The sequence below is a fragment of the Actinoplanes sp. NPDC020271 genome (assembly GCF_044388125.1).
GTDB lineage: Bacteria > Actinomycetota > Actinomycetes > Mycobacteriales > Micromonosporaceae > Actinoplanes.
This window is the reverse complement of sequence record NZ_JBIRWQ010000001.1, coordinates 124,546-142,474: the sequence shown is the minus strand read 5'-3', so window position 1 is coordinate 142,474 and position 17,929 is coordinate 124,546. Positions and strand designations below refer to the sequence as shown.

17 protein-coding genes are annotated in these 17,929 nt (G+C 73.7%); 6 read left to right on the top strand and 11 right to left on the bottom strand.

Annotation, left to right across the window (positions count from 1 at the left end; translation table 11 throughout):
- Positions 1–156: 156 nt before the first annotated feature.
- The 9 genes from ACH442_RS00590 to ACH442_RS00550 all read right to left on the bottom strand — a co-directional run bounded on the left by ACH442_RS00590 (position 157) and on the right by ACH442_RS00550 (position 9,969).
- Positions 157–1,077, bottom strand: a complete 921-nt coding sequence (locus ACH442_RS00590) for a hypothetical protein (RefSeq protein WP_396120420.1) — start codon at positions 1,075–1,077, stop codon at positions 157–159.
- Positions 1,078–1,408: 331 nt separating this feature from the next.
- A complete protein-coding gene (locus tag ACH442_RS00585) occupies positions 1,409–2,029 on the bottom strand; it encodes a TetR/AcrR family transcriptional regulator (protein ID WP_396120419.1) in 621 nt (206 codons plus the stop codon).
- A 318-nt stretch (positions 2,030–2,347) separates the two neighbouring features.
- Positions 2,348–3,370, bottom strand: coding sequence for an NAD-dependent epimerase/dehydratase family protein (locus tag ACH442_RS00580; RefSeq protein WP_396120418.1), 1,023 nt, complete (start codon positions 3,368–3,370; stop codon positions 2,348–2,350).
- Positions 3,367–4,602, bottom strand: a complete 1,236-nt coding sequence (locus tag ACH442_RS00575; protein WP_396120417.1) for a cytochrome P450 — start codon at positions 4,600–4,602, stop codon at positions 3,367–3,369. Before ACH442_RS00575 ends, ACH442_RS00580 begins: the two co-directional genes overlap by 4 nt.
- The gene (locus ACH442_RS00570; RefSeq protein ID WP_396120416.1) at positions 4,599–5,351 is read right to left on the bottom strand and encodes a glycosyltransferase family 2 protein; all 753 of its coding nucleotides are present in this window, start codon (positions 5,349–5,351) and stop codon (positions 4,599–4,601) included. Before ACH442_RS00570 ends, ACH442_RS00575 begins: the two co-directional genes overlap by 4 nt.
- On the bottom strand, positions 5,348–6,784 hold the full coding sequence (locus tag ACH442_RS00565) for a class I adenylate-forming enzyme family protein (RefSeq protein WP_396120415.1): 1,437 nt from the start codon (positions 6,782–6,784) through the stop codon (positions 5,348–5,350). Before ACH442_RS00565 ends, ACH442_RS00570 begins: the two co-directional genes overlap by 4 nt.
- 6 nt (positions 6,785–6,790) lie before the next feature.
- Complete coding sequence (locus ACH442_RS00560; protein WP_396120414.1) at positions 6,791–7,618, bottom strand: glycosyltransferase family 2 protein; 828 nt, start codon at positions 7,616–7,618, stop codon at positions 6,791–6,793.
- Positions 7,615–8,613: a 3-oxoacyl-ACP synthase III family protein gene (locus ACH442_RS00555; RefSeq protein WP_396120413.1), complete on the bottom strand. Its 999-nt coding sequence runs from the start codon at positions 8,611–8,613 to the stop codon at positions 7,615–7,617. Before ACH442_RS00555 ends, ACH442_RS00560 begins: the two co-directional genes overlap by 4 nt.
- Positions 8,614–8,628: 15 nt before the next feature.
- Entirely contained in the window at positions 8,629–9,969 is a 1,341-nt protein-coding gene (locus ACH442_RS00550; RefSeq protein ID WP_396121004.1) for a serine/threonine-protein kinase, read from the bottom strand.
- Positions 9,970–10,126: 157 nt separating this feature from the next.
- On the opposite strand from ACH442_RS00550, the gene ACH442_RS00545 reads away from it, so the two are divergent.
- From ACH442_RS00545 to ACH442_RS00525, 5 genes are all read left to right on the top strand, one after another.
- Entirely contained in the window at positions 10,127–10,303 is a 177-nt protein-coding gene (locus ACH442_RS00545; RefSeq protein ID WP_396120411.1) for a hypothetical protein, read from the top strand.
- Positions 10,304–10,529: 226 nt separating this feature from the next.
- Entirely contained in the window at positions 10,530–11,102 is a 573-nt protein-coding gene (locus ACH442_RS00540) for a TetR family transcriptional regulator (RefSeq protein WP_396120410.1), read from the top strand.
- Between the two features lie 77 nt (positions 11,103–11,179).
- On the top strand, positions 11,180–13,579 hold the full coding sequence (locus tag ACH442_RS00535) for a PAS domain S-box protein (RefSeq protein ID WP_396120409.1): 2,400 nt from the start codon (positions 11,180–11,182) through the stop codon (positions 13,577–13,579).
- A 139-nt stretch (positions 13,580–13,718) separates the two neighbouring features.
- Complete coding sequence (locus tag ACH442_RS00530) at positions 13,719–14,003, top strand: hypothetical protein (protein WP_396120408.1); 285 nt, start codon at positions 13,719–13,721, stop codon at positions 14,001–14,003.
- 35 nt (positions 14,004–14,038) lie between these two features.
- Positions 14,039–14,674, top strand: a complete 636-nt coding sequence (locus ACH442_RS00525) for a hypothetical protein (RefSeq protein WP_396120407.1) — start codon at positions 14,039–14,041, stop codon at positions 14,672–14,674.
- A gap of 306 nt (positions 14,675–14,980) precedes the next feature.
- On the opposite strand, the gene ACH442_RS00520 is transcribed toward ACH442_RS00525, so the two are convergent.
- A complete protein-coding gene (locus tag ACH442_RS00520; RefSeq protein WP_396120406.1) occupies positions 14,981–15,868 on the bottom strand; it encodes an SDR family oxidoreductase in 888 nt (295 codons plus the stop codon).
- An 86-nt stretch (positions 15,869–15,954) separates the two neighbouring features.
- On the opposite strand from ACH442_RS00520, the gene ACH442_RS00515 reads away from it, so the two are divergent.
- Positions 15,955–16,524: a TetR family transcriptional regulator gene (locus tag ACH442_RS00515; RefSeq protein WP_396120405.1), complete on the top strand. Its 570-nt coding sequence runs from the start codon at positions 15,955–15,957 to the stop codon at positions 16,522–16,524.
- 158 nt (positions 16,525–16,682) lie between these two features.
- Here ACH442_RS00515 and ACH442_RS00510 read toward each other — a convergent pair whose 3' ends face one another.
- Complete coding sequence (locus ACH442_RS00510; RefSeq protein WP_396120404.1) at positions 16,683–17,915, bottom strand: SLC13 family permease; 1,233 nt, start codon at positions 17,913–17,915, stop codon at positions 16,683–16,685.
- Positions 17,916–17,929 lie beyond the last annotated feature (14 nt).

The following is a 17,929-nucleotide window of genomic DNA, read 5'->3' as shown; positions in this document are numbered from 1 at the left end:
AACCGCTCCACGACCACGGCCAGGATCAGCCGAGCAGTGCCGGTTGGTGCTCAGCGTTGCTGTGGCTGACGGGCGCGGACCGCGACCACCCACCCGGTCGTCACTGCACAGCGGCAGCTCGCGGTCGGGCAGCCCGGAGAGGTCAGCCGCTTGTGGTCAGCTGCGGGCAGTGAGGTGCTGGCGGCGGTTGCGGTGCCAGGTGCGGAGCCGACCGGCCGGGCGCTGGTTGAGTACGCCGCTGTTCGACTGGCCGGTGCACAGGCGGGCCGTCGGGATCGGGGCGAGCGTGCCCAGGCAGGCGAGCGCGGCGGTGATGTTGCCGGTCGACGGGTAGACCGGGAACGCGCTCGCCAGGATGGATGCCTCCGTGGCGGCGGCCGGCTCCTCGAGAAGGGCCGGCGCGAGACCGGTGGCGGCGGGCGTGGCGCTCGCGAGGATCGGGGCGGCGGGCGTGGCGCTCGTGAAGATCGGGGCGGCGGGCGTGGCGCTCGCGGAGGCCGGGGCGGCGTTCGGGCGTGCCCGGAGGGCCCGGCCGCGCAGCGCGTTGCGGCGGGTCCGACGGCCGAGGGCCGCGCCTTCGGCGGAAGAGCTGTCGCCGGCCGGGACGGCGCTGCTCACGGGTGCGACCACGGCCGGCTCGGGTGAGTCCGGGAGGGTGTGACGGCGGGCGGCGAAGACCCAGCCGCGCAGGATGACGTAGCGCAGGCCGCCGATGATGCTGCCGGTCAGGGCCAGGGTCATGGACTCGGTCAGCGCCGACGGGTGCGGCCCGGCGAAGCCGGCGAACCACGGGCCGGCGGCCAGGTTGGCCAGGTAGACGACGACCGACGTGAGGCCTGCCTCCCAGTGCAGGCGGCCGATCGCGGTGGTCGTCACGTTGAACGTGATGCGCCGGTGCGCCTCGGTGTTCGCCGGGGTGACCACGAGCAGTGCGAGCCAGCTCGCCCAGGTCGCGGCGAGGACCTCGCGCACGGAGACGTAGACGATCGTCTGCAGCACCGTACTGAGGGCGCCGACCAGCATGAACCAGAGGAGCTGGCGGGGCACGGTCGCGTTCCACGCGGGGGGTCTGGACATGACTGAACGCTTTCGGACAGCGATGGGTACCGCCAAAGTGTCAACACCGTTGACGCCCCCTGTCAACGACGTTGACAGCGTGATGCGGGTTACCCTGCGCCATCGTTCGGTGGCGGTGTGAGGTGGCTTCTGTCCGGTTTAGCGGACCGTTTCAGGGTAGAAGGTCCCTTTTTGACGGGACGATTTCCTCGGTACGCCACGCGGGCACTCCCGGAGAATGCAACCTCGCCGTTATCAGCCCGTTTCCGATCGGCGACGCCGTTCGAACAGCGGCCGTGCCCACGGGCAACCCCGCGCCCCCGCCCGAACCCACCGGCGACACGGGGCCGGGTCAGGTCCGGGGCAGTCGCGGGACGTGCCCACCCATGGCCAGGTCGACCAGCTGCTCGACGGTGTGCCGGGGGAGAGCCGCCGGTCGTCCGGTCACCCGGTACGCCACCAGTCCGTGCCAGAGGTCGAGAACCGCGTCGATGTCCACATCGGCCGGCAGGTCCCCGCGCGCTATCCCACGCTGCAGCACGTTGCGGGCAATGTCGCGTCGTGGTGCCACCACCTGCTCGCGCAGTTTGGCCAGGGTGCCCGGGTCGTCGCTGGTCGCGGCGACGAGCAGGGTCATCGTGCTGCCCGGGCCGGCGGTCAGGTACTCGATGATCAGGCTGAACAGGGTGGCCAGTTCGGCGCGCGTGTCACCGACGTCGGGCACCGGCAGGACCGCGGACCGTTCCACGATCAGGTCACTGATCAGGGCGGGTTTGTGCGGCCAGAAGCGGTACACCGTTTTCTTCGAGACGCCGGCCCGGGCGGCCACCTCGTCGATGGTGACGTTGAGATAGCCGGCCTCGTCGAGCAGGGCTTCGGCGGCGGCGAGGATGCGCGAACGGGAGTGCGGGTCCGGCGGGCGGCCTCTGCGGCGGGCGGCCGGCACGGCGGGCGCGGCGCTCGTCGGGATCATGAAACTCCTTCGGATGAATGGGCCGGTGAACATCATCCCGGTGTGTTCGCCCCTGTCAATAAGGGAACAACGTGTTTCCGCGTGGCGTCCCAAGCCTTGGAAAACCCTCGAGATTTTCGAAACCGACCGTTTCTGAAAGAGGCCCCGGGGCCTGGGCAAAGGTTCCTATCTTCCTAGGATGCCCCAGGCCGTGAGGCCGCGTACACCGAGCACTGTCGGAAGGAGACCGGCTCTGAAAGAGATGCCGGCACGGGACCGGGAGCACCGAACCGAGCACAGGAGACTGCGGATGCGGGACGCAGCGGATCGCGAGGTTCGTCAGCGGATCGAGCCGGAACGGCCGGCGAGATAGTCGGCGAATGTCCGCTGTGGAACCCAATCCTGCGCCCGCGCCCGCGTGATGTCCAGGACGACGGGAACGGTGAGCTGCTCCAGGGCGTACCGGGAAAGGGCCGGTGATCGGCGGGTGAGCCGCGAGACGGCCGTGCCCACCGCGGCGACCGCGCGAGCCGCCGGAATCGGGACGTGCCGGACCGGCACGCCGCACACGGCCGCGACAACCGCGTCCCGGCTGTAGGGCGCGGCGTCCGCAATGTTGTACGCACCGGCCGGCCACCCACCGGCCGGCCACCCACCGGCCGGTCGCGCACTGGTCGACCCCGCACTGGTCGACCTCGCACTGGTCGGTTTCTCATCCGTCAGCTGCGCGCCGGTCGGCCCTTCACCGGTCGGTTCTTCGACGGGCAGCCCGGCTGCGGCGAGACAGGCGTCGGCCAGGTTCTCGACGGCGGTGAGGCTGAGCTGGACGTCCGGGCCGGGGAGCAGGACCCGCCCGCCGCGCACGGCCCGCCGCAGCCGGGGCAGCAGGTGCGGATCGCCGTCGCCGTAGACCGCGCGTGGCCGGAGGATCACGGCGCCCGCCTCGCGAGCGAGTTCTTCCCCGGCGGCTTTGGTCTTCCCGTACGCCGTGAGCCCGCCCAAAGGCTGGTCCTCCCGGAGGGGACCGGCGCCGGGCGTGTAGACGCTGGCGCTGCTCACCCAGACGAGCGGGCGGTCACCGGCGGCCGTGAGCAGGCGAGCGGTTCCGTCGACGTTGACCGCGTGGAACACGGCGGATTGTCCCGGTGGCGGGTCACCGACGGCGGCGGCCAGGTGCAGGACCACGTCGACTCCGGTGAGGTCGGGTGCGGCGCGGGTGGCGTCCCAGAACCGGTGTTCGCCGACCGGGCCGGGCCGGCGTCCGAGACAGATCACGTCGGCGCCGGCCGTGGCGGCGGCGCGGGCTACGGCCGAGCCGCAGAAGCCGCTGGCCCCGGTGACGGCGACGCGGGGTGCCGTCACCGGGTGGGTTCCAGGATCAGCCGGGACCAGCCGGGCAGCGCCGCCCGCCGGTCCACCCGGGCGGAGACGACGCGCGGCCGGTGTACGGCCAGGGCGCGCAGGGCGTCGCTGAGCTGGTGGCGAGCGAGCCGGGCGCCGGGGCAGGCGTGTGGCCCGGCCCCGAAGACGAGTTGCGCCACGTGTGCGGGGGCCGGGTCGGCGGGGCACGGGCCGGCCCGGTGCGCGTCGACGGCGTGGCGGGCCACCAGGATCAGCCGGTCGCCGGGGTGGACCGGGCAGCCGTCGATCGTGCCGGAGCCGGCGGCGACCCGGGGGAGCAGTGGGGTAGGCGCGGTCACCCGCAGAATTTCCGAGGTCAGCGCTTCCGGGTCGGTGTCCGCGAATGACCACAGGTCATCGTCGGCGCACCACGCCGCGGCCCGCGGCAGCGCCGCCACGGTCGTGTTGATGGCGGCCACTGCCAGCATCGTCGCCAGCGCGGCATCCCCGGCCGCCGAACCAGCCGCGCCCGGGGAAGAGGCATCCCCGGCGGCCGAACCAGCCGCGCCCGGGGAAGAGGCAACGCCGGCGGCCGAACCGGACTCGCCCGGTGAAGAGACGGCCGCCGCGGCTGAGCCGGCCAGCAGCGCGGTCAACCGGGCCGTCGCGGCCGACGCCGCCCGGTGCGCGCCGGGCCGGCGGATCCCCGGCAGATGCTCGCGCGCCCCGGCCGCCGCGGCTTCCCGAGCGGCCGCCGCCAGCGCGAGCGGGTCGACGTCGACGCCGAGCAGCGCCGCCGCCGTCGCGCCTGCCATCTCGGCGGTGACGTCGACGAGTTCGATCCGCCCACCGTTGGCGAGCGGCTCCAGCCGACGGTCGAGAACGGACATCCACACCGGCCGTAGGCGTTCCACCCCGTCCGCGTCGAGCCCCAGCCCGCGACGCGCCCCGCGATGCCCGTCACCGTCCTGGTTGAACAGCAGGTCGCCCCCGGTCAGGTCCCCGGCGGCACCTCCGGTGGTCCCGGCCGCGGTCCGGTCCAGCGGCACCCGCGTCAGCCCGTCCCGGACGGCCGTTCCGGAGTGCGCGAGGACGGTCCGGCCGAGGCGCCGCGCCGGCCACCGCCGGGTGACGGCGAGCAGCGTGAACAGCACCGGATGACTGAGCAGATAGACCCGCCGGTCGCGGGAGCGGGCCCGGCTCCTGGCGTCGTGTCCGCGGCGCCCGTGGGATTCGCCGGCCAGCGCGTTCATCGGACGTGCACCTCCGGGGACGTGGGTGGCCGCCACCGCCGGTCCCAGTACCAGAGCAGTGTCCGCCGCGCACCCCACGCCCGCAGTCGCCGCAAACTGTTCTCCACGATCAGGTCCTCGGCGCGCACGATGCGGTCGGTGTGCCGCCGCGCGCGGTTGAGCAGTGTCACGTCCTCCGAGCCGTCCTCGAGGCGTTCGCGGGCGGTGCCGCCGCAGCGCTGGTACAGGTCCGCGGTCAGGGCCAGGTTGTGACCATGGATCAGGACATAGGGGGTACGGAACGAAGCCTCCCGATGCGCCCGCCGATAGCGTCCGTACAGCGCCGCGAGTCGCACCGCTGCCGGGAACACGTGCCGCTCGGCGAAGGACGGCTGTTCGTCGTGCCGGGGCACACTGCGCCCGCAGACCAGTTCCGCCCCGGACTCCAGGTGGTGTCGTGCGGTCGCCACCCAGTCGGGCGCGGGCCGGCAGTCGGCGTCGGTGCGGGCCAGGAGCACGGCGCCGCGGCTGATGGCGTGCCGGAAGCCGGTGTCGGCGGCGGTTCCCGCTCCGCGTTCGTCCTCACGGACGATCTCGACCGGGAACGGCGCCGGGAAGGCCCGCACCACGTCGGCGGTGTCGTCGGTGGACGCGTTGTCGACCACGATCAGGGTGAAGCCGGTGTCGGTCTGGGCGGCCAGCGCGGCCAGGGTCGCCCCGATGGACCGGCCCTCGTTGTAGGCGGGCACGATCACGGCGAGCGGGGTCACGGCCGTACCGTCGCGATGGCGAGGGACGCGGCAGCGGCCCGATCCGGCTTCCGGGAGCGCCCGGCGAGCGGCACCGGCGCGAACAGCACGTGGTCGGGCCGCGCGCCGCCCATCCGGTGGAGCGGTTCGCGCAGTGCGGCTTCGACGTCGGCCCGGTTCGCGCCGGGGGCGGTCTCGATGATCGCCACCACGGCCTCGTCGCCGTCGCCGGCCGGGATGCCGACGAGCACGGCCAGGGAGACGCCGGGGACGTGCAGCGACGGCTCGTAGAGGCCGGGGTAGATGTTCTCGGCGCGCCGCAGGATCATGTCCTTGACCCGCCCGCCGAGGATCACGCGGCGTCCGTCGAGCCGGGCGAGATCGCCGGTGGAGACCCACTCGTGCGGCTCGGCGCCGAGGTAGCGGTCGCAGACCCCGTCCCCGGCCAGCTGCAACTCCGCGTCGGGGCTGAGGCGGGCGCGCACGCCGGGCAGCAGTTCGCCGACGAGGTCGCCGTCGCCGCGGTGGGCCGCCTTGGTGGTGGCTTCGGCCGCGGCGGCGGGGAACACCTCGGTGAGGGCGTAGACGCACCACGCCTCGTCCGCGCCGGCCGCCCGTACCCGGCTGAGCAGGGACGACGACACCGGCGCGGATCCGCTGTAGACGCGCCCGCGCATCGGTGTCCCGGCGTCGAGCGCGGCCCGCAGTTGCGGCGGGGTGAGGTAGGTGGCCTGCGGTCGCAGGGAGGTGATCTGCCGGGCCAGGGCCCGCGGGCGGCGTGCCGGGACCGCGACCGGGGCGCCCGAGGCCAGGGACGGGACCAGCACGAAGAACATTCCGCCGAGGATCGGCACCCCGGGCTGCGGGCGGACGAGTTCCGCGACGGCCCGCATCCCGGCGCTCAGCCCGGCCCGCGTGTGCACGACGGCGCGCGGGCTCGCGGTGGTCCCCGAGGTGAAGATGATCACCGCGTCGCCGTCGCCGTCGTAGGCCGGTGGGGGTGGTCCGCCGGCTTGCAGCGCGGGGGCGGATCCGGGCAGGCGGCGGCCGACGGTGACGGCCGGCGCGAGGCGGGACAGGTCGGGCAGGGCCAGCCCGGCGCGGCGGGCGAGCGGTGCGGCCCAGCTCGCGACGGCTTGCGCGGCGGCGTCGGCGACGATCAGCGCCGGCTGGGCCAGGGCGAGGCGGGCGAGCAGCACGTCCGGGCCGGCCGAGGGGTCGAGCACGGCGATGCGCAGGCCCATCCGGTACGCCGCGAGCAGCACCGCGAGCGAGCGTGGTCCCGGGCGGACGGCGACGCCCAGGGTGTCCCCGGGACGCAGGCCGCGGGCGTGCAGGGCGCCGGCGTACCGGCTGCGCAGTTCGGCGAGATCTCCCCGGGTGACCCGGCGCTTTCCCAGCAGGGCGGGGGTGTCGTCGCCGGGCCGCAGGCCGGCGTCGAGTTCAGTGAGCATTCGCGGTCACCGGGGGTCGGGGGTGAGGGGGCCGCTGCCCCGGTCGAGGTACCACTTCGCGGTCCGGACGACACCGTAGGCGCGGATCCGCCGGGTCGAGTTCTCCACGATCATGTCGCGGTCGTGCACGATCGCGGCGGTGGTGGCGCGGACCCGGTTGAGGAAGAGCCGGTCGGTCGGTGACGGGCGGCGCGGCATGCCGCCGCAGGCCAGGTAGAGCTCAGCGGTGATCGCCATGTTGTTGCCGGCGTGCATCCGGTACGGCGCGAGCGAGCCGTCGCCGCGGTGGGCCGGGCGGATCCGGCCGAACGCGCCGGCCAGCGCGACCACGGCGGCGAAGAACGCGCGCCCGGCCGGCCCGTGCTCGTCGTGCCGTGCGGTGATCCTGCCGCAGACCATCCCGGCGCCGGCCTCCAGTGACGCGCGGGCGGCGGCGACCCAGCCGGGCCTCGGCAGGCAGTCGGCGTCGGTGCGGGCGATCAGTCGTGCGCCGGCCGCGACGGCGTGCCGGAAGCCGGTGTCGACGGCGCAGCCCACGCCCTTCTCGGGCTCGTCGATGACGTGGACCGGGAACGGCGCGCACCCGGCGAACGCGCGGACTGCCTCGACCGTGGTGTCGGCCGATCCGTTGTCGACGACGAGCAGGGTGAAGTCCTGGTCGGTCTGCGCGGCGAGCGCGGAGAGGGTCGTGCTGATCCGGGCCGCCTCGTTGAACGCCGGAACCACGACCCACAGATCGGTTCTGGGCGGAGCTTGCCCTGTCGTGCCGGCCTGGCCCTCGCCTGCGAGGCCGTCGTCCGGTGCGGGTTGCGGCCGCTCGGTGCGGTCGCTCACGACGACATCTCCCACACCATGGTCATGATGCTGACGCCGCCGCCGAGCCCCATGAACAGCACCTTGTCGCCGGGCTTCAGATCAGGAAGAACCCGATCGAGTTGTACGCCGAGGGTCGCGCTGGCCACGTTCCCGAGCTCGCTGACGGTGACCTCGAGCCGGTCCCGCGGCACGCCGGTGACCTCGACGAACCGGTCCAGGTAGGGCAGCGTCACCTGGTGCACCAGGATTTTCGCGTAGTCGGTGTGCTCGAGCCCGGTGCGGGCGCGGACCCGGTCGAGGATGCTGGCGCCGACCTTCTCGAACACGCCGCGCAGCCGGTGCCCGTCGCCGGCGAAGTAGGAGTGTTCGTCGCCGCGCGGGTGCCGGGAGCCGCCGCCGGGGATGCCGCCGACCGTCCAGTGCTGCGAGTGCGTCTCGGTGTCGATGTCGAGGATGCCGCCGCGCGCGACCGGTTCGACGATCACGGCCGCCCCGGCGTCGCCGAAGGTGAACCCGGCGAACGAGCGTCGCGCCTGCTCCAGGCTGTCGACGCGGCCGCGCATCACCCGGGTCGGGGTCTCGCCGGTGACGACCAGGGCGCGGCGGGCCCGGCCGGCGAGGATCATCGAGCGGGCGACGTCGATGCCGTTGACGAAGCTGTTGCAGGCGTTGGTGACGTCGAGGGCGTGCGCGCGGCTGCCGAGCTCGGTCTGCACGATGTGCGCGGTGGCCGGTTCGACCATGTCGCGGCTGGCCGAGGCGAACAGCAGCAGGTCGATGTCGAGCGGGTCGAGCTCGGCCTGCGCGAGGGCGCGTCGCGCGGCGCGGACGCCGAGGGTCGACGCGTACTCCTCGGGGCCGGCGATCCGGCGGCGGTCGATGCCGGTGAGCCGGGCGAACAGCCCGCGCGGCAGGCGGACCCCGCCGGCCCGGGCCACGCCGTCCTGCAACTCGCCCGTGGTGACCTCGCGCTCCGGAAGGTACGCGCCCACCCCGGTGATCCCGACATACATGGCGGAGATTGTGCCCTACCGCAGCGACTCCAGGACCATCGAGAGTTTGGGCAGGTCACTCGGCCATTCGGAACGTGGCGCGCGCCACTCGACGACGTACGTGGTGCCGTCGACCGGCAGCACCCGCCGCAGGGCGCGCATCGGGCCGTTCTCCGGGTCGGTGTACGTGTACTCCCAGACCGTGTCCGGTGGTTCGAGCAGCGCCTGGATCCGCAGCCGCCGGTAGCCGGGCAGCCGGATCGAGCGTTCCTCGGCGACCAGTGCGGCGACCACGTCGTCCGGTGGGTGCGGCCAGCGGCTGATCCGCAGGCTGGCCCGCTCGGCCGGGTCGCTGAAGGTGACCGCGCCGAACATCCGGCTCGACGTCCAGCCGGACGGGACGGCGACCTGGAAGCCGGTCGGGTCGGACCAGGTGGCGAACCCGTCCGGGGCGACCGCGACCACCGGCCGTTCGCCGCCCTGGGCGCTCCCGCCGACGGCCAGCGCGCCGATCAGGGTGGCCGCGGCGGCCAGCGCCGGCACCCGTCGCCGCATCCGCGACCGGGGCGGGGTGAGGACGCGTTGCAGCAGCTCGGCGGTCTCGGCTGGGCTGATCCGGGCCGCCGGGTGCTGGCGCAGCAGCCCGGCCAGCACCGGCGTGAGCGGCCCGGCCCGGCGTGGCGCGTCCGGCGGGCCGGCGGCGAGGGCGCGCAGCGTGGCGGGGATGGAACTGCGCGCGTACGGCGGCCGGCCCTCGACCGCGTGGTAGAGCGTGGCCCCCAGCGACCACATGTCGGAGTCGGCGCTGGAGACCCGGTCGAAGAGCCGTTCCGGCGCGATGTACTTCGGCGAGCCGAGCACCACTCGCGCGTCGGTCAGCGCGGCGACGCCGCCCGCGGTCACGGCCGGGCCGAAATCGATCAGCACAACCCGGCCGTCGTCGCCGATCAGCACGTTGCCCGGCTTCACGTCCAGGTGCAGCAGCCCGGCCCGCAGCGCCGCGGTGAGCGCGTCCAGGACGGCCAGCCCGATGCGGGCGACGCGGGCCGGAGGCATCGGGCCCTGCTCCTGGATGAGCTGCTGCAGCGAGCGGCCCTCGACATATTCCATGATCAGCCAGGGGCCCTCGGGGTCGGGCAGCACGTCGAACGTGCGGATCACGTGCGGGTGACGGACGCGGGCCACGGCCTGCGCCTCGCTGAGCGCCCAGGTGCGCACCACGTCCTGCTGGTCGGGGTGCAACCCGTCCGGAACCGTGCACTGCTTGATCGCGACGTCGAGGTGGCGGACGTCGTCGTGGGCCAGCCAGACGTGGCTCATGCCGCCCGAGCCGAGAGGACGGATGATCCGGTAGCGCCCGGCGATGACCGTTTGCACCGTGACCAAGCCGCACCCCCGAGATTGGCAAACAGTAACCAAGACGCTACCTTGCGTAGGCGACGATTTCCTGTCGGATATCGGGCGGTGCGACGAACGCCACGCGGCGTACTGTCGAGGGCGTTTCCTTCGTGGACACTTCCGGGCGATGAGGCGGATGCGCCGTGTTCTGGCCCTGCTCGTGCTCCCTTCCTGCTCCTGCTCGGGCGGTTTCGTCCGGGCGGTGTCCATCGTGGTCGACGCGTCGGCCGCCGGGGCCGCCTCGCTGCCGGGCCGGCTCGGCGCCGGCGCCCGCTTCAGCCTCGCCGCGCCGGCCCGCACCCGGGCGTGGTGATCGCCGACCGCGCGCCGGCGCGTCGCCGCCGTCCCGCTCGGCGGGCTGCCCGTCCCGCGGGCGCTGTCGCCGGACGAGCCGCCGCCCGCCTCGCACCGATCGGGCCGGACGCGTCCCGAGGCCCGGGCCGCTCGGCGATCCCCGGAGACGGCGTACCGAGAAAGTGAAGGTGATGACATTCTCGTTACCGGCCGGTAACGTGACTGGTCGGTAAGGGGGTGGAACGGTGCTCTACGGAACCCCGACTGCGCGTCGGCGAGACGCTCAGCGCAACCGCGCGGCCATCGTGCTGGCCGCCGGTGAAGTGCTCACCGAGGGCGACCCGGTCGCCCTGATGCCCGAGATCGCCCGTCGGGCCGGCGTCGCCCAGGCCACGCTCTACCGCCACTTCCCGGACCGGCATGCGCTCACCGCCGCGGTCATGGACCACCAGCTCGACCGCATCGAGGAAGCCGCCGCCGGGCTGGCCGGCCACCCGGAACACTTCCGTCAGCTGCTGCGCTCGGTGCTGCACACCCAGATCGCGATGCGCGGGCTGGTCGTGCTGATCCGGCGACTCGACGTGGCCACCCAGAACCGGTACCGCCAGCGGGCCCTGGCCGCGCTCGGCGGGCCGCTGCGGCGCGCCCGCGAGCACGGGTACGTCCGCGCCGACCTGGTCCCGGAGGACCTGGCCCTGCTGTTCACGATGGTCCAGGGCGTCGCCGAGGCCACCGGCGACGCGGCCGGCGCCCGCGCCGCCGCCGACCGGTCAATCGACCTGATGCTCGACGGGATCTGTCTGATGTCAGCCGATTGACGCCGCCCGGCACTCAACTTCACCGCCCGACCGCCGATACCTGACCTCGGAACGGGACGTGAGGTGGGTGGGGGACAGTGCAGGTGACCGAGGTCAACGGGCTGGACGCGCTGGAGCGGATGGAACTGGAGCGACTGCGCCAGGCGATCGCGCACGCCCCGGACGGGTTCGTCGGCATCGACGAGGCCGGCGTGATCACCACCTGGAACGCGGCCGCCACCCGGCTGCTCGGCTGGGAGAGCGCGGACATCCTCGGCCGGACCCTGCACGAGACGCTGATCCCGGCGGAGATGCGCGCCGCGCACCTCGCCGGGATGCACCGCTACCTGGACGGCGGCGGCCCGGTGGTGGCCGGCCGCCCGATCGACCTGCCCGTCGTGCACCGCGACGGTCACCGGGTGGCCGTCGAGATCACCATCTGGCCCTCCGGCAACCCCGGCGACCGGCACTTCCACGCGTTCCTGCGCGACACCACGCCCCGGCAGGCCGCCGCCGAGCGGGCTGCCCGGCAGACCCGGGCGCTGCTGGCGGCGGTCGAGACGCAGCGCGCGGTCACCTCCGTCGCGCAGGACCGCGAGCAGGTCCTGCGGGTCGTGACCGAGCGGGCCGTCGCCGCGTTCCCGTCGGCCAGCGGCGCGATGGTCGAACTGATCGAGGACGACCTGCTGCGCTACGTGGCCGGCTCCGGCACGCTCGCCGAGCACGTCGGCAAGCACCAGACGATCGCCGACTCGGTCAGCGGGGCGGCGCTCGCCGACGGACGGCCGACGCACTGCACCGACGTGGAGACCGACGAGCGGGCCAGCGTCGGGATCTGCCGGGACACCGGGGTGCGGTCGATGTGCGTGACGCCGCTGTACCACGGCGAGCGCGCGATCGGCGTGCTGAAGCTGGCCAGCGACCGTCCCGACGCGTTCGACGCCGACGACGCGTACCACCTGGAACTTGTCGCCGGCACGGTCGGCGCGGCCCTGCGGCACGCCGGGGACTACGAGGCCAGCCGGGCCGCCAACGTCGCCCTGCAGCGCCAGGCCCGGCTGCTCGAACTCATCCCGGCCGCGGTGATCGTGCGCGACCCGGCCGGCGAGATCCTCTGGTGGAACACCGGCGCGCAGCGCCTCTACGGCTGGTCGGCCGACGCCGCCCTGGGCCGCAGCACCCACCGGCTGTTCGGCACCGCGATCGTCGGCGGCGCCACGATCGTCGCCGAGCAGACCGAGGCGCTGGAGCGCGACGGGCACTGGGACGGCGAGCTGCAGCACCTCACCGCCACCGGGCGGACCGTCACCGTGCTCAGCTGCCAGGTGGTGCACCGGCCCGCCGACGGCGACGACGCCCAGGTCCTGGAGATCAACACCGACGTCAGCGCGGCCCGCGCCGCCCAGCAGGCGGTCGCCCTCAACGAGCAGCGGTTCCGCGCCCAGTTCACCCAGTCCGCGGTCGGGCAGGTGGTGCGCGGGCTCGACGGCACGCTGATCGCGGTCAACGAGGCGTTCGCCGGGATGCTCGGCCACCGGGCGGAGGAGCTGACCGGGCACACGATCGAGGAGCTGATGCACCCCGACGACGTGGCCGCGGCGCATCGCCACATCGCGCGGCTGTTCACCGGGGAGGCCGAGTCGTACACCCACGAGGTGCGCCTGCGCCAGGCCGACGGTCACTGGATCGACGTCGAGGCGACGATCTCGGTGGTACGGGGGTCCGACCAGCGCCCCCGGCACCTGATCGTGGTCGCCACCGACATCTCCGCCCGCCGCGCCGCCGAACGCGCCCGCGACCAGGCCGCCGCCGCCCTCTCCGAGCGCAACCTCGAACTGGAAGCCGCCGACCAGCTGAAACTCGACATGATCGGGATGCTCGGGCACGAGATCGGCAACCCGCTGTCGTCGATCCTCGGCTACAGCGACCTGCTGGTCGACGCCATGAACCCGGAGGACCCGTTCGCCCGGTACGTGCAGATGATCAACCGCCAGGCGGAACGGCTCGACGAGATCGTCCGCGAGGTCCTGGCCATGGTCACCCTGGACGCCGGCAACATCAACGCGATCCGGGACACCCTGTCCCTGCGCGCCGAGGTGGAACGCGCCCTGGACGCCACCGACAACCGGCACCTGCCGGTCCACGGGGCCGACGCCGACGTCCTGTTCCACGCCTCGCACCTGCAGCAGGTGCTGGTGAACCTGCTGTCGAACGCGACCAAGTACGCCGGTGGGGCCAGCGCGCTGCACCTCGAACGCCACGGCGGCCGGGTCCGGCTGCGCGTCGAGGACACCGGTCCGGGGGTGCCGGCGGCATTCCAGCCGCGGCTCTTCGACCGGATGGCGCGCGCCGACCAGACCGCCGAGACGGTCCGGGGGACCGGGCTGGGGCTCTACATCGTCCGGAGCCTGGCGCGGGCCAACGGCGGGGAGGTCCGCTACGAACCCAACCCGGGCGGCGGTTCCGTCTTCGTCGTGGAGGCCGACGCCGGCGCCTGACCCGCTCACTCTTCCCGGCCGGCGCTCACGGGCGCCGGCCGGAGCATGGCGCCGCACCCCCGTCGCGCGCCGATCGTGCGGTTGGCATACCGAACCGAGTGATCACACCGACGAACGGGGATCGGGGACGTGCGTGCCGGTGACCACCTGTTACCGGGCGACGGCGACGGCCTCGTGCGAGGGCGTCCCCGAGTCGGGCCGCCTGCCGCGCACGGCGAACAGCTACTCCGCCGTCCAGTTCCGCCTGGACGTGATCCGGCTCGGCGCCGGCAACTCCCACGCCTGCTGCACCGCGCCGGCCACGACGGTCATCGACAACGTCCGGCGGCACCTGCGGCGCGGCGCCCGCGCCGAGGCCGCCCCGCGGCAAGCGGCGGTTGCCGGACACGTCGTATTCATTGACTGGCATCTGCTCCGGGCCTAATCTCGCCTCGATTTCCGACCAGCCCGGAGGGTGTCATGAGTCTGTCGTCGATGGCGGAGGACGCCGCGCTGAGGTTGCAGGGCACCCCCGGCGCGTCCCCGAAGCAGGCCGCCGCCACCGCGGCCGCGGTCACCGCCGAGGAGATGGCCAAGGGCGCGCAGCCGGAGGCGGCCAAGAGCGCGGGGGAGAACGCGGCGCGCACGGCGTCGGGCACCAGCGTCGCCGGGTCGGTCCTGACCCAGCTGGTGAAGTACGTGCCGACCGAGACCATCTCGTTCTACCTGGCGGTGCAGGCCGCGCTCGGCACGGTCTCCGCCCCGGCCGGCCGCGCCGAGTGCGACGCGGGTTTCACCGCCCGCTGGATCTGGCTGGGCGTGCTCGCGGTCGCGACCGTGCTGTTCACGATCGGGTTGGCGTATCGCAGCCAGAAGCAGATCGCCCCGGACACGCGCTTCAGGCTGCCGATCGTCGAGCCGGCCGCGGCGACCTCGGCGTTCCTGGTGTGGGCGCTCTCCCTGCCGACCACGCCGTTGAAGGACTTCTGCGGGTACGACGCCACCGCGTGGGGCCCGGTGCTGCTGCTGGGCGGCACGACGATCATCGCGAGTACGGCGTACGTCTTCGGCAAGACCGTCACCTGGGAAAAAGTCCTGCAGGAGAACCCCAACTGACCGTCGGCGACGGTGTCCGGTCACGGACGTGGAGCGCCGGGACCGTCGGCGACCTCCCGCCCGTCGTGCTGCTGCACGGCGGTGTCGGGCTTGTGGGACTACTCGGAGCCGGTGACCCGGGTGCACCGGTTCGACCAGCGGGGGTGCGGTGGCTCGGACGGCGGCGGCGAGGACACGGCCGAACACGCGTCCCGGTGACGGTGACGCGGGATGCTGGTCAGCGCGGCGGAATGAGCACCCCGGCGACAGTGGCGGGGAGACGGTGGTGACCGGGGCACGCCGGTCGGACGCGCACCCCGGTGCCGGTCACGCGTAGTAGTGATCGGCGGCCAGGTCCTCCAACAGCGTCGGGTGGGTCGGCTTCCAGCCCAGGAGACGCCGAGTGGCCTCGCTCGACGCCGGGGCGTCGGTGGCGAAGACGCGCCCGAGCCAGCCGAAGTGCTCGTCGGCCTCACCGGCCGGGATCGATCGCACCGGCACGGCCAGGCCGCGGCCGATCGCCTCGGCGATGTCACGGCTGCGGATGCCCTCCTCGGCGATCGCGTGCAGGATCGTGCCGGCGGGCGCCTCCTCGACGGCGAGGCGGACCAGCGCCGCGGCGTCCTTCACGTGCACGGCCGGCCAGCGGGTGGCGCCGTCACCGACGTACGCCGAAACGCCTTTGGTCTTGGCGGTCTGAGCCAGCATCCGGGTGAAACCGTAGTCGCCGGTGCCGTGCACGGTCGGCGCGAAGCGGGCGATCAGCGGCCGCCCGCCCCGGTCGGCGAAAGTCAGCGCGACCTGCGCGTTCTCCTGGCGCGGGTGGCCTTGGCCGGCCGGGGCGTCCTGCTCGGTCAGCACCTTTCCGGGCGCGACGCCGAAGACGCCGGAGGCGATGAGCAGCGGGCGGCCGGTGCCGTCGAGCCCGGCGCCGAGCGCCTCGATCGCCGCGCGGTCGGTCGCCGCGGCCGCCGCCATCCGGGTGAAGTCGTGGTTGTAGCCGAGGTGGACGACGCCGTCGGCGGCCGCGGCGGCGGAGCGCAGCAGCTCCGGGTCGTCGATGGTGCCGCGCAGCACCGTGGCGCCGAGGGCGGCGACCCGGTCGGCGGCGGTGTCGGAGCGAGCCAGGCCGGTGACCCGGTGACCGGCATTGATCAGCTCGGTGACGGTGGCGGAGCCGATCCAGCCGCTGGCGCCGGTGACGAAGACGTGCATGACTGCCTCCACGAAGAGTGATGTCACTTGATGACATGAACCATAGCGCACGTGATGTCATCGTGTGACATGACTAGGATCACCGCATGGTGCGATGGGAACCCGGGGCCGCCGAACGGCTGCGTGAGGCGGCGATGCAGCTGTATGTCGAGCGCGGCTTCGAGCAGACGACCGTGGCCGAGATCGCCCAGCGGGCCGGGGTCACCGCGCGCACGTTCTTCCGGCACTTCGCCGACAAGCGCGAGGTGCTCTTCGCCGGCTCGGAAGACCTGGCCGGGGCGCTTCAGCGGGCGGTCGCCGAGGCACCGGCCGGCGCCGCCCCGATGGCCGTGGTCGCGGCCGCGCTGGACGTCGGCGGCAGGTTCCTCGGGCCGGACCGCGAGCGGACCCGGCACCGGCAGCTGATCATCGCGGCCAACCCCGAGCTGCAGGAACGTGAGCTGATCAAGCTGGCCCGGCTGGGGGAGCGGCTGGCCGAGGGGCTGCGGGCGCGCGGGGTCGCGCCGCAGGAGGCGGCGCTCGCGGCGGAGGCCGGGATCGTGGTGCTGCGGGTGGCGTTCGAGCGCTGGCTGACCGAAACCGATCCGGGCGACCTGCGCGCGATCATGCGCGAGGTGCTGACCGCCCTGGGAAAGGTGACCGCCGAACAGAAATGACCGCCGGACCCAGGTGACCGCCGAACAGAAATGACCGCCGGATCCAGGTGACCGCCGAACAGAAGTGACCGCCCGGGCCCAGGTGACTGCCGAGTGAGAGCAACCGCCGGGCCGAGGTCACCGCCGAACAGGCCGACGGCGCCGCCGGAACGCCGGTGTCAGGAAACCCCGGAGAGCCGCAGGCCGGCCCAGAGCGTCACCACCGCCGCGACCAGGCACAACGGCACGGTCACCAGCCCCAGCAACAGAAATTCGGCGGTACGCGGCGCCGCGTCCCGAGCGTGCAGGATCCGCCGCCAGAGCAGCGTGGCGAGTGAGCCGACGTAGGTCAGGTTCGGCCCCACGTTCACCCCGATCAGCACGGCCAGCAGCAGCCCCGGCGAGTGCGCGGCGGCCGGCAGCAGCACGAGGGTCGCCGGCAGGTTGTTCAGCACGTTAGCGAGCACCGCGGCCAGCCCGGCGACGAACAGCAGGGCCAGCAGGCCGGCGTGCCGGGGGACGAGCGCGTCGATCCGGTCGCCGAGCCCGTGGGAGCGGACGGCGAGCACCACGACGCCGAGCCCGAGGACGAACGTGCAGAACATCGGGTTCGCCTCGGCGACCAGGGTACGCACCCGCAGGCGGCGGAAGAGCGGGACGGCCAGGGCTGCGGCGCCGGCCGCGGCCACCCAGGCCGGCTCGACGCCGAGCGGCTGCAGGGCCGCGAACCCGGCGAGGGTCAGGGCCAGGACGGTCAGGGCGTATTTCGGGGCGGGCCCGTTCGGCTCGGGGAGTGAGGCCGAGCCGTCCAGGTCACGGGCGAAGAAGAAGCGGAAGACCACGTATTCGACGGCGACGACCGCGATCCACGGCACGGCCATCAGCGCCGCGAATCCGGCGAAGCTCAGGCCGCTCGCCGCGAACGCCAGCAGGTTCGTCAGGTTGGAGACCGGCAGCAGCAGGGAGGCCGAGTTGGCCAGGTGCGTGCAGGCGTAGACGTGTGGTCGCGCGCGCACCCGGGCCCGGGCGGCGACGGTCAGCACCACCGGGGTCAGCAGCACGACCGTGGCGTCCAGGCTGAGTACAGCAGTGGTCACCGCGGCCGCCGCGAAGACCGCGGTGAGCAGCCGCTTCGGGCGTCCCCGGCCGAACCGGGCGACGGCCGTGCCGGCCCAGGCGAAGACGCCGTGCTCCTCAGCGAGGTGCGCGAGGACCAGCACCGCAGCCAGGAACAGCACGGTCGGCAGCAGTTCCCGCACCTCGTGCAGGGCACCTTCCGGGGTGACCAGGCCGAAGCCGACGCAGATCAGTGCGGCCGGGACAGCGGCGACGGCTTCGGGAAGGCCGCGCGGCCGGGCGACGGCGAAAGCGAGCACCGCGCCCAGCAGCACGAGCGCGATGATCGTGAGCACCGCGGCACCCTGCC

Coding starts and splice junctions, on each gene's coding strand:
- ACH442_RS00515 (WP_396120405.1), top strand. CDS start 15,955: ATGGTGCGATGGGAACCCGGGGCCGCCGAACGGCTGCGTGAGGCGGCG.
- ACH442_RS00575 (WP_396120417.1), bottom strand. CDS start 4,602: ATGAACGCGCTGGCCGGCGAATCCCACGGGCGCCGCGGACACGACGCC.
- ACH442_RS00520 (WP_396120406.1), bottom strand. CDS start 15,868: ATGCACGTCTTCGTCACCGGCGCCAGCGGCTGGATCGGCTCCGCCACC.
- ACH442_RS00590 (WP_396120420.1), bottom strand. CDS start 1,077: ATGTCCAGACCCCCCGCGTGGAACGCGACCGTGCCCCGCCAGCTCCTC.
- ACH442_RS00585 (WP_396120419.1), bottom strand. CDS start 2,029: ATGATCCCGACGAGCGCCGCGCCCGCCGTGCCGGCCGCCCGCCGCAGA.
- ACH442_RS00545 (WP_396120411.1), top strand. CDS start 10,127: ATGCGCCGTGTTCTGGCCCTGCTCGTGCTCCCTTCCTGCTCCTGCTCG.
- ACH442_RS00565 (WP_396120415.1), bottom strand. CDS start 6,784: ATGCTCACTGAACTCGACGCCGGCCTGCGGCCCGGCGACGACACCCCC.
- ACH442_RS00525 (WP_396120407.1), top strand. CDS start 14,039: ATGAGTCTGTCGTCGATGGCGGAGGACGCCGCGCTGAGGTTGCAGGGC.
- ACH442_RS00555 (WP_396120413.1), bottom strand. CDS start 8,613: ATGTATGTCGGGATCACCGGGGTGGGCGCGTACCTTCCGGAGCGCGAG.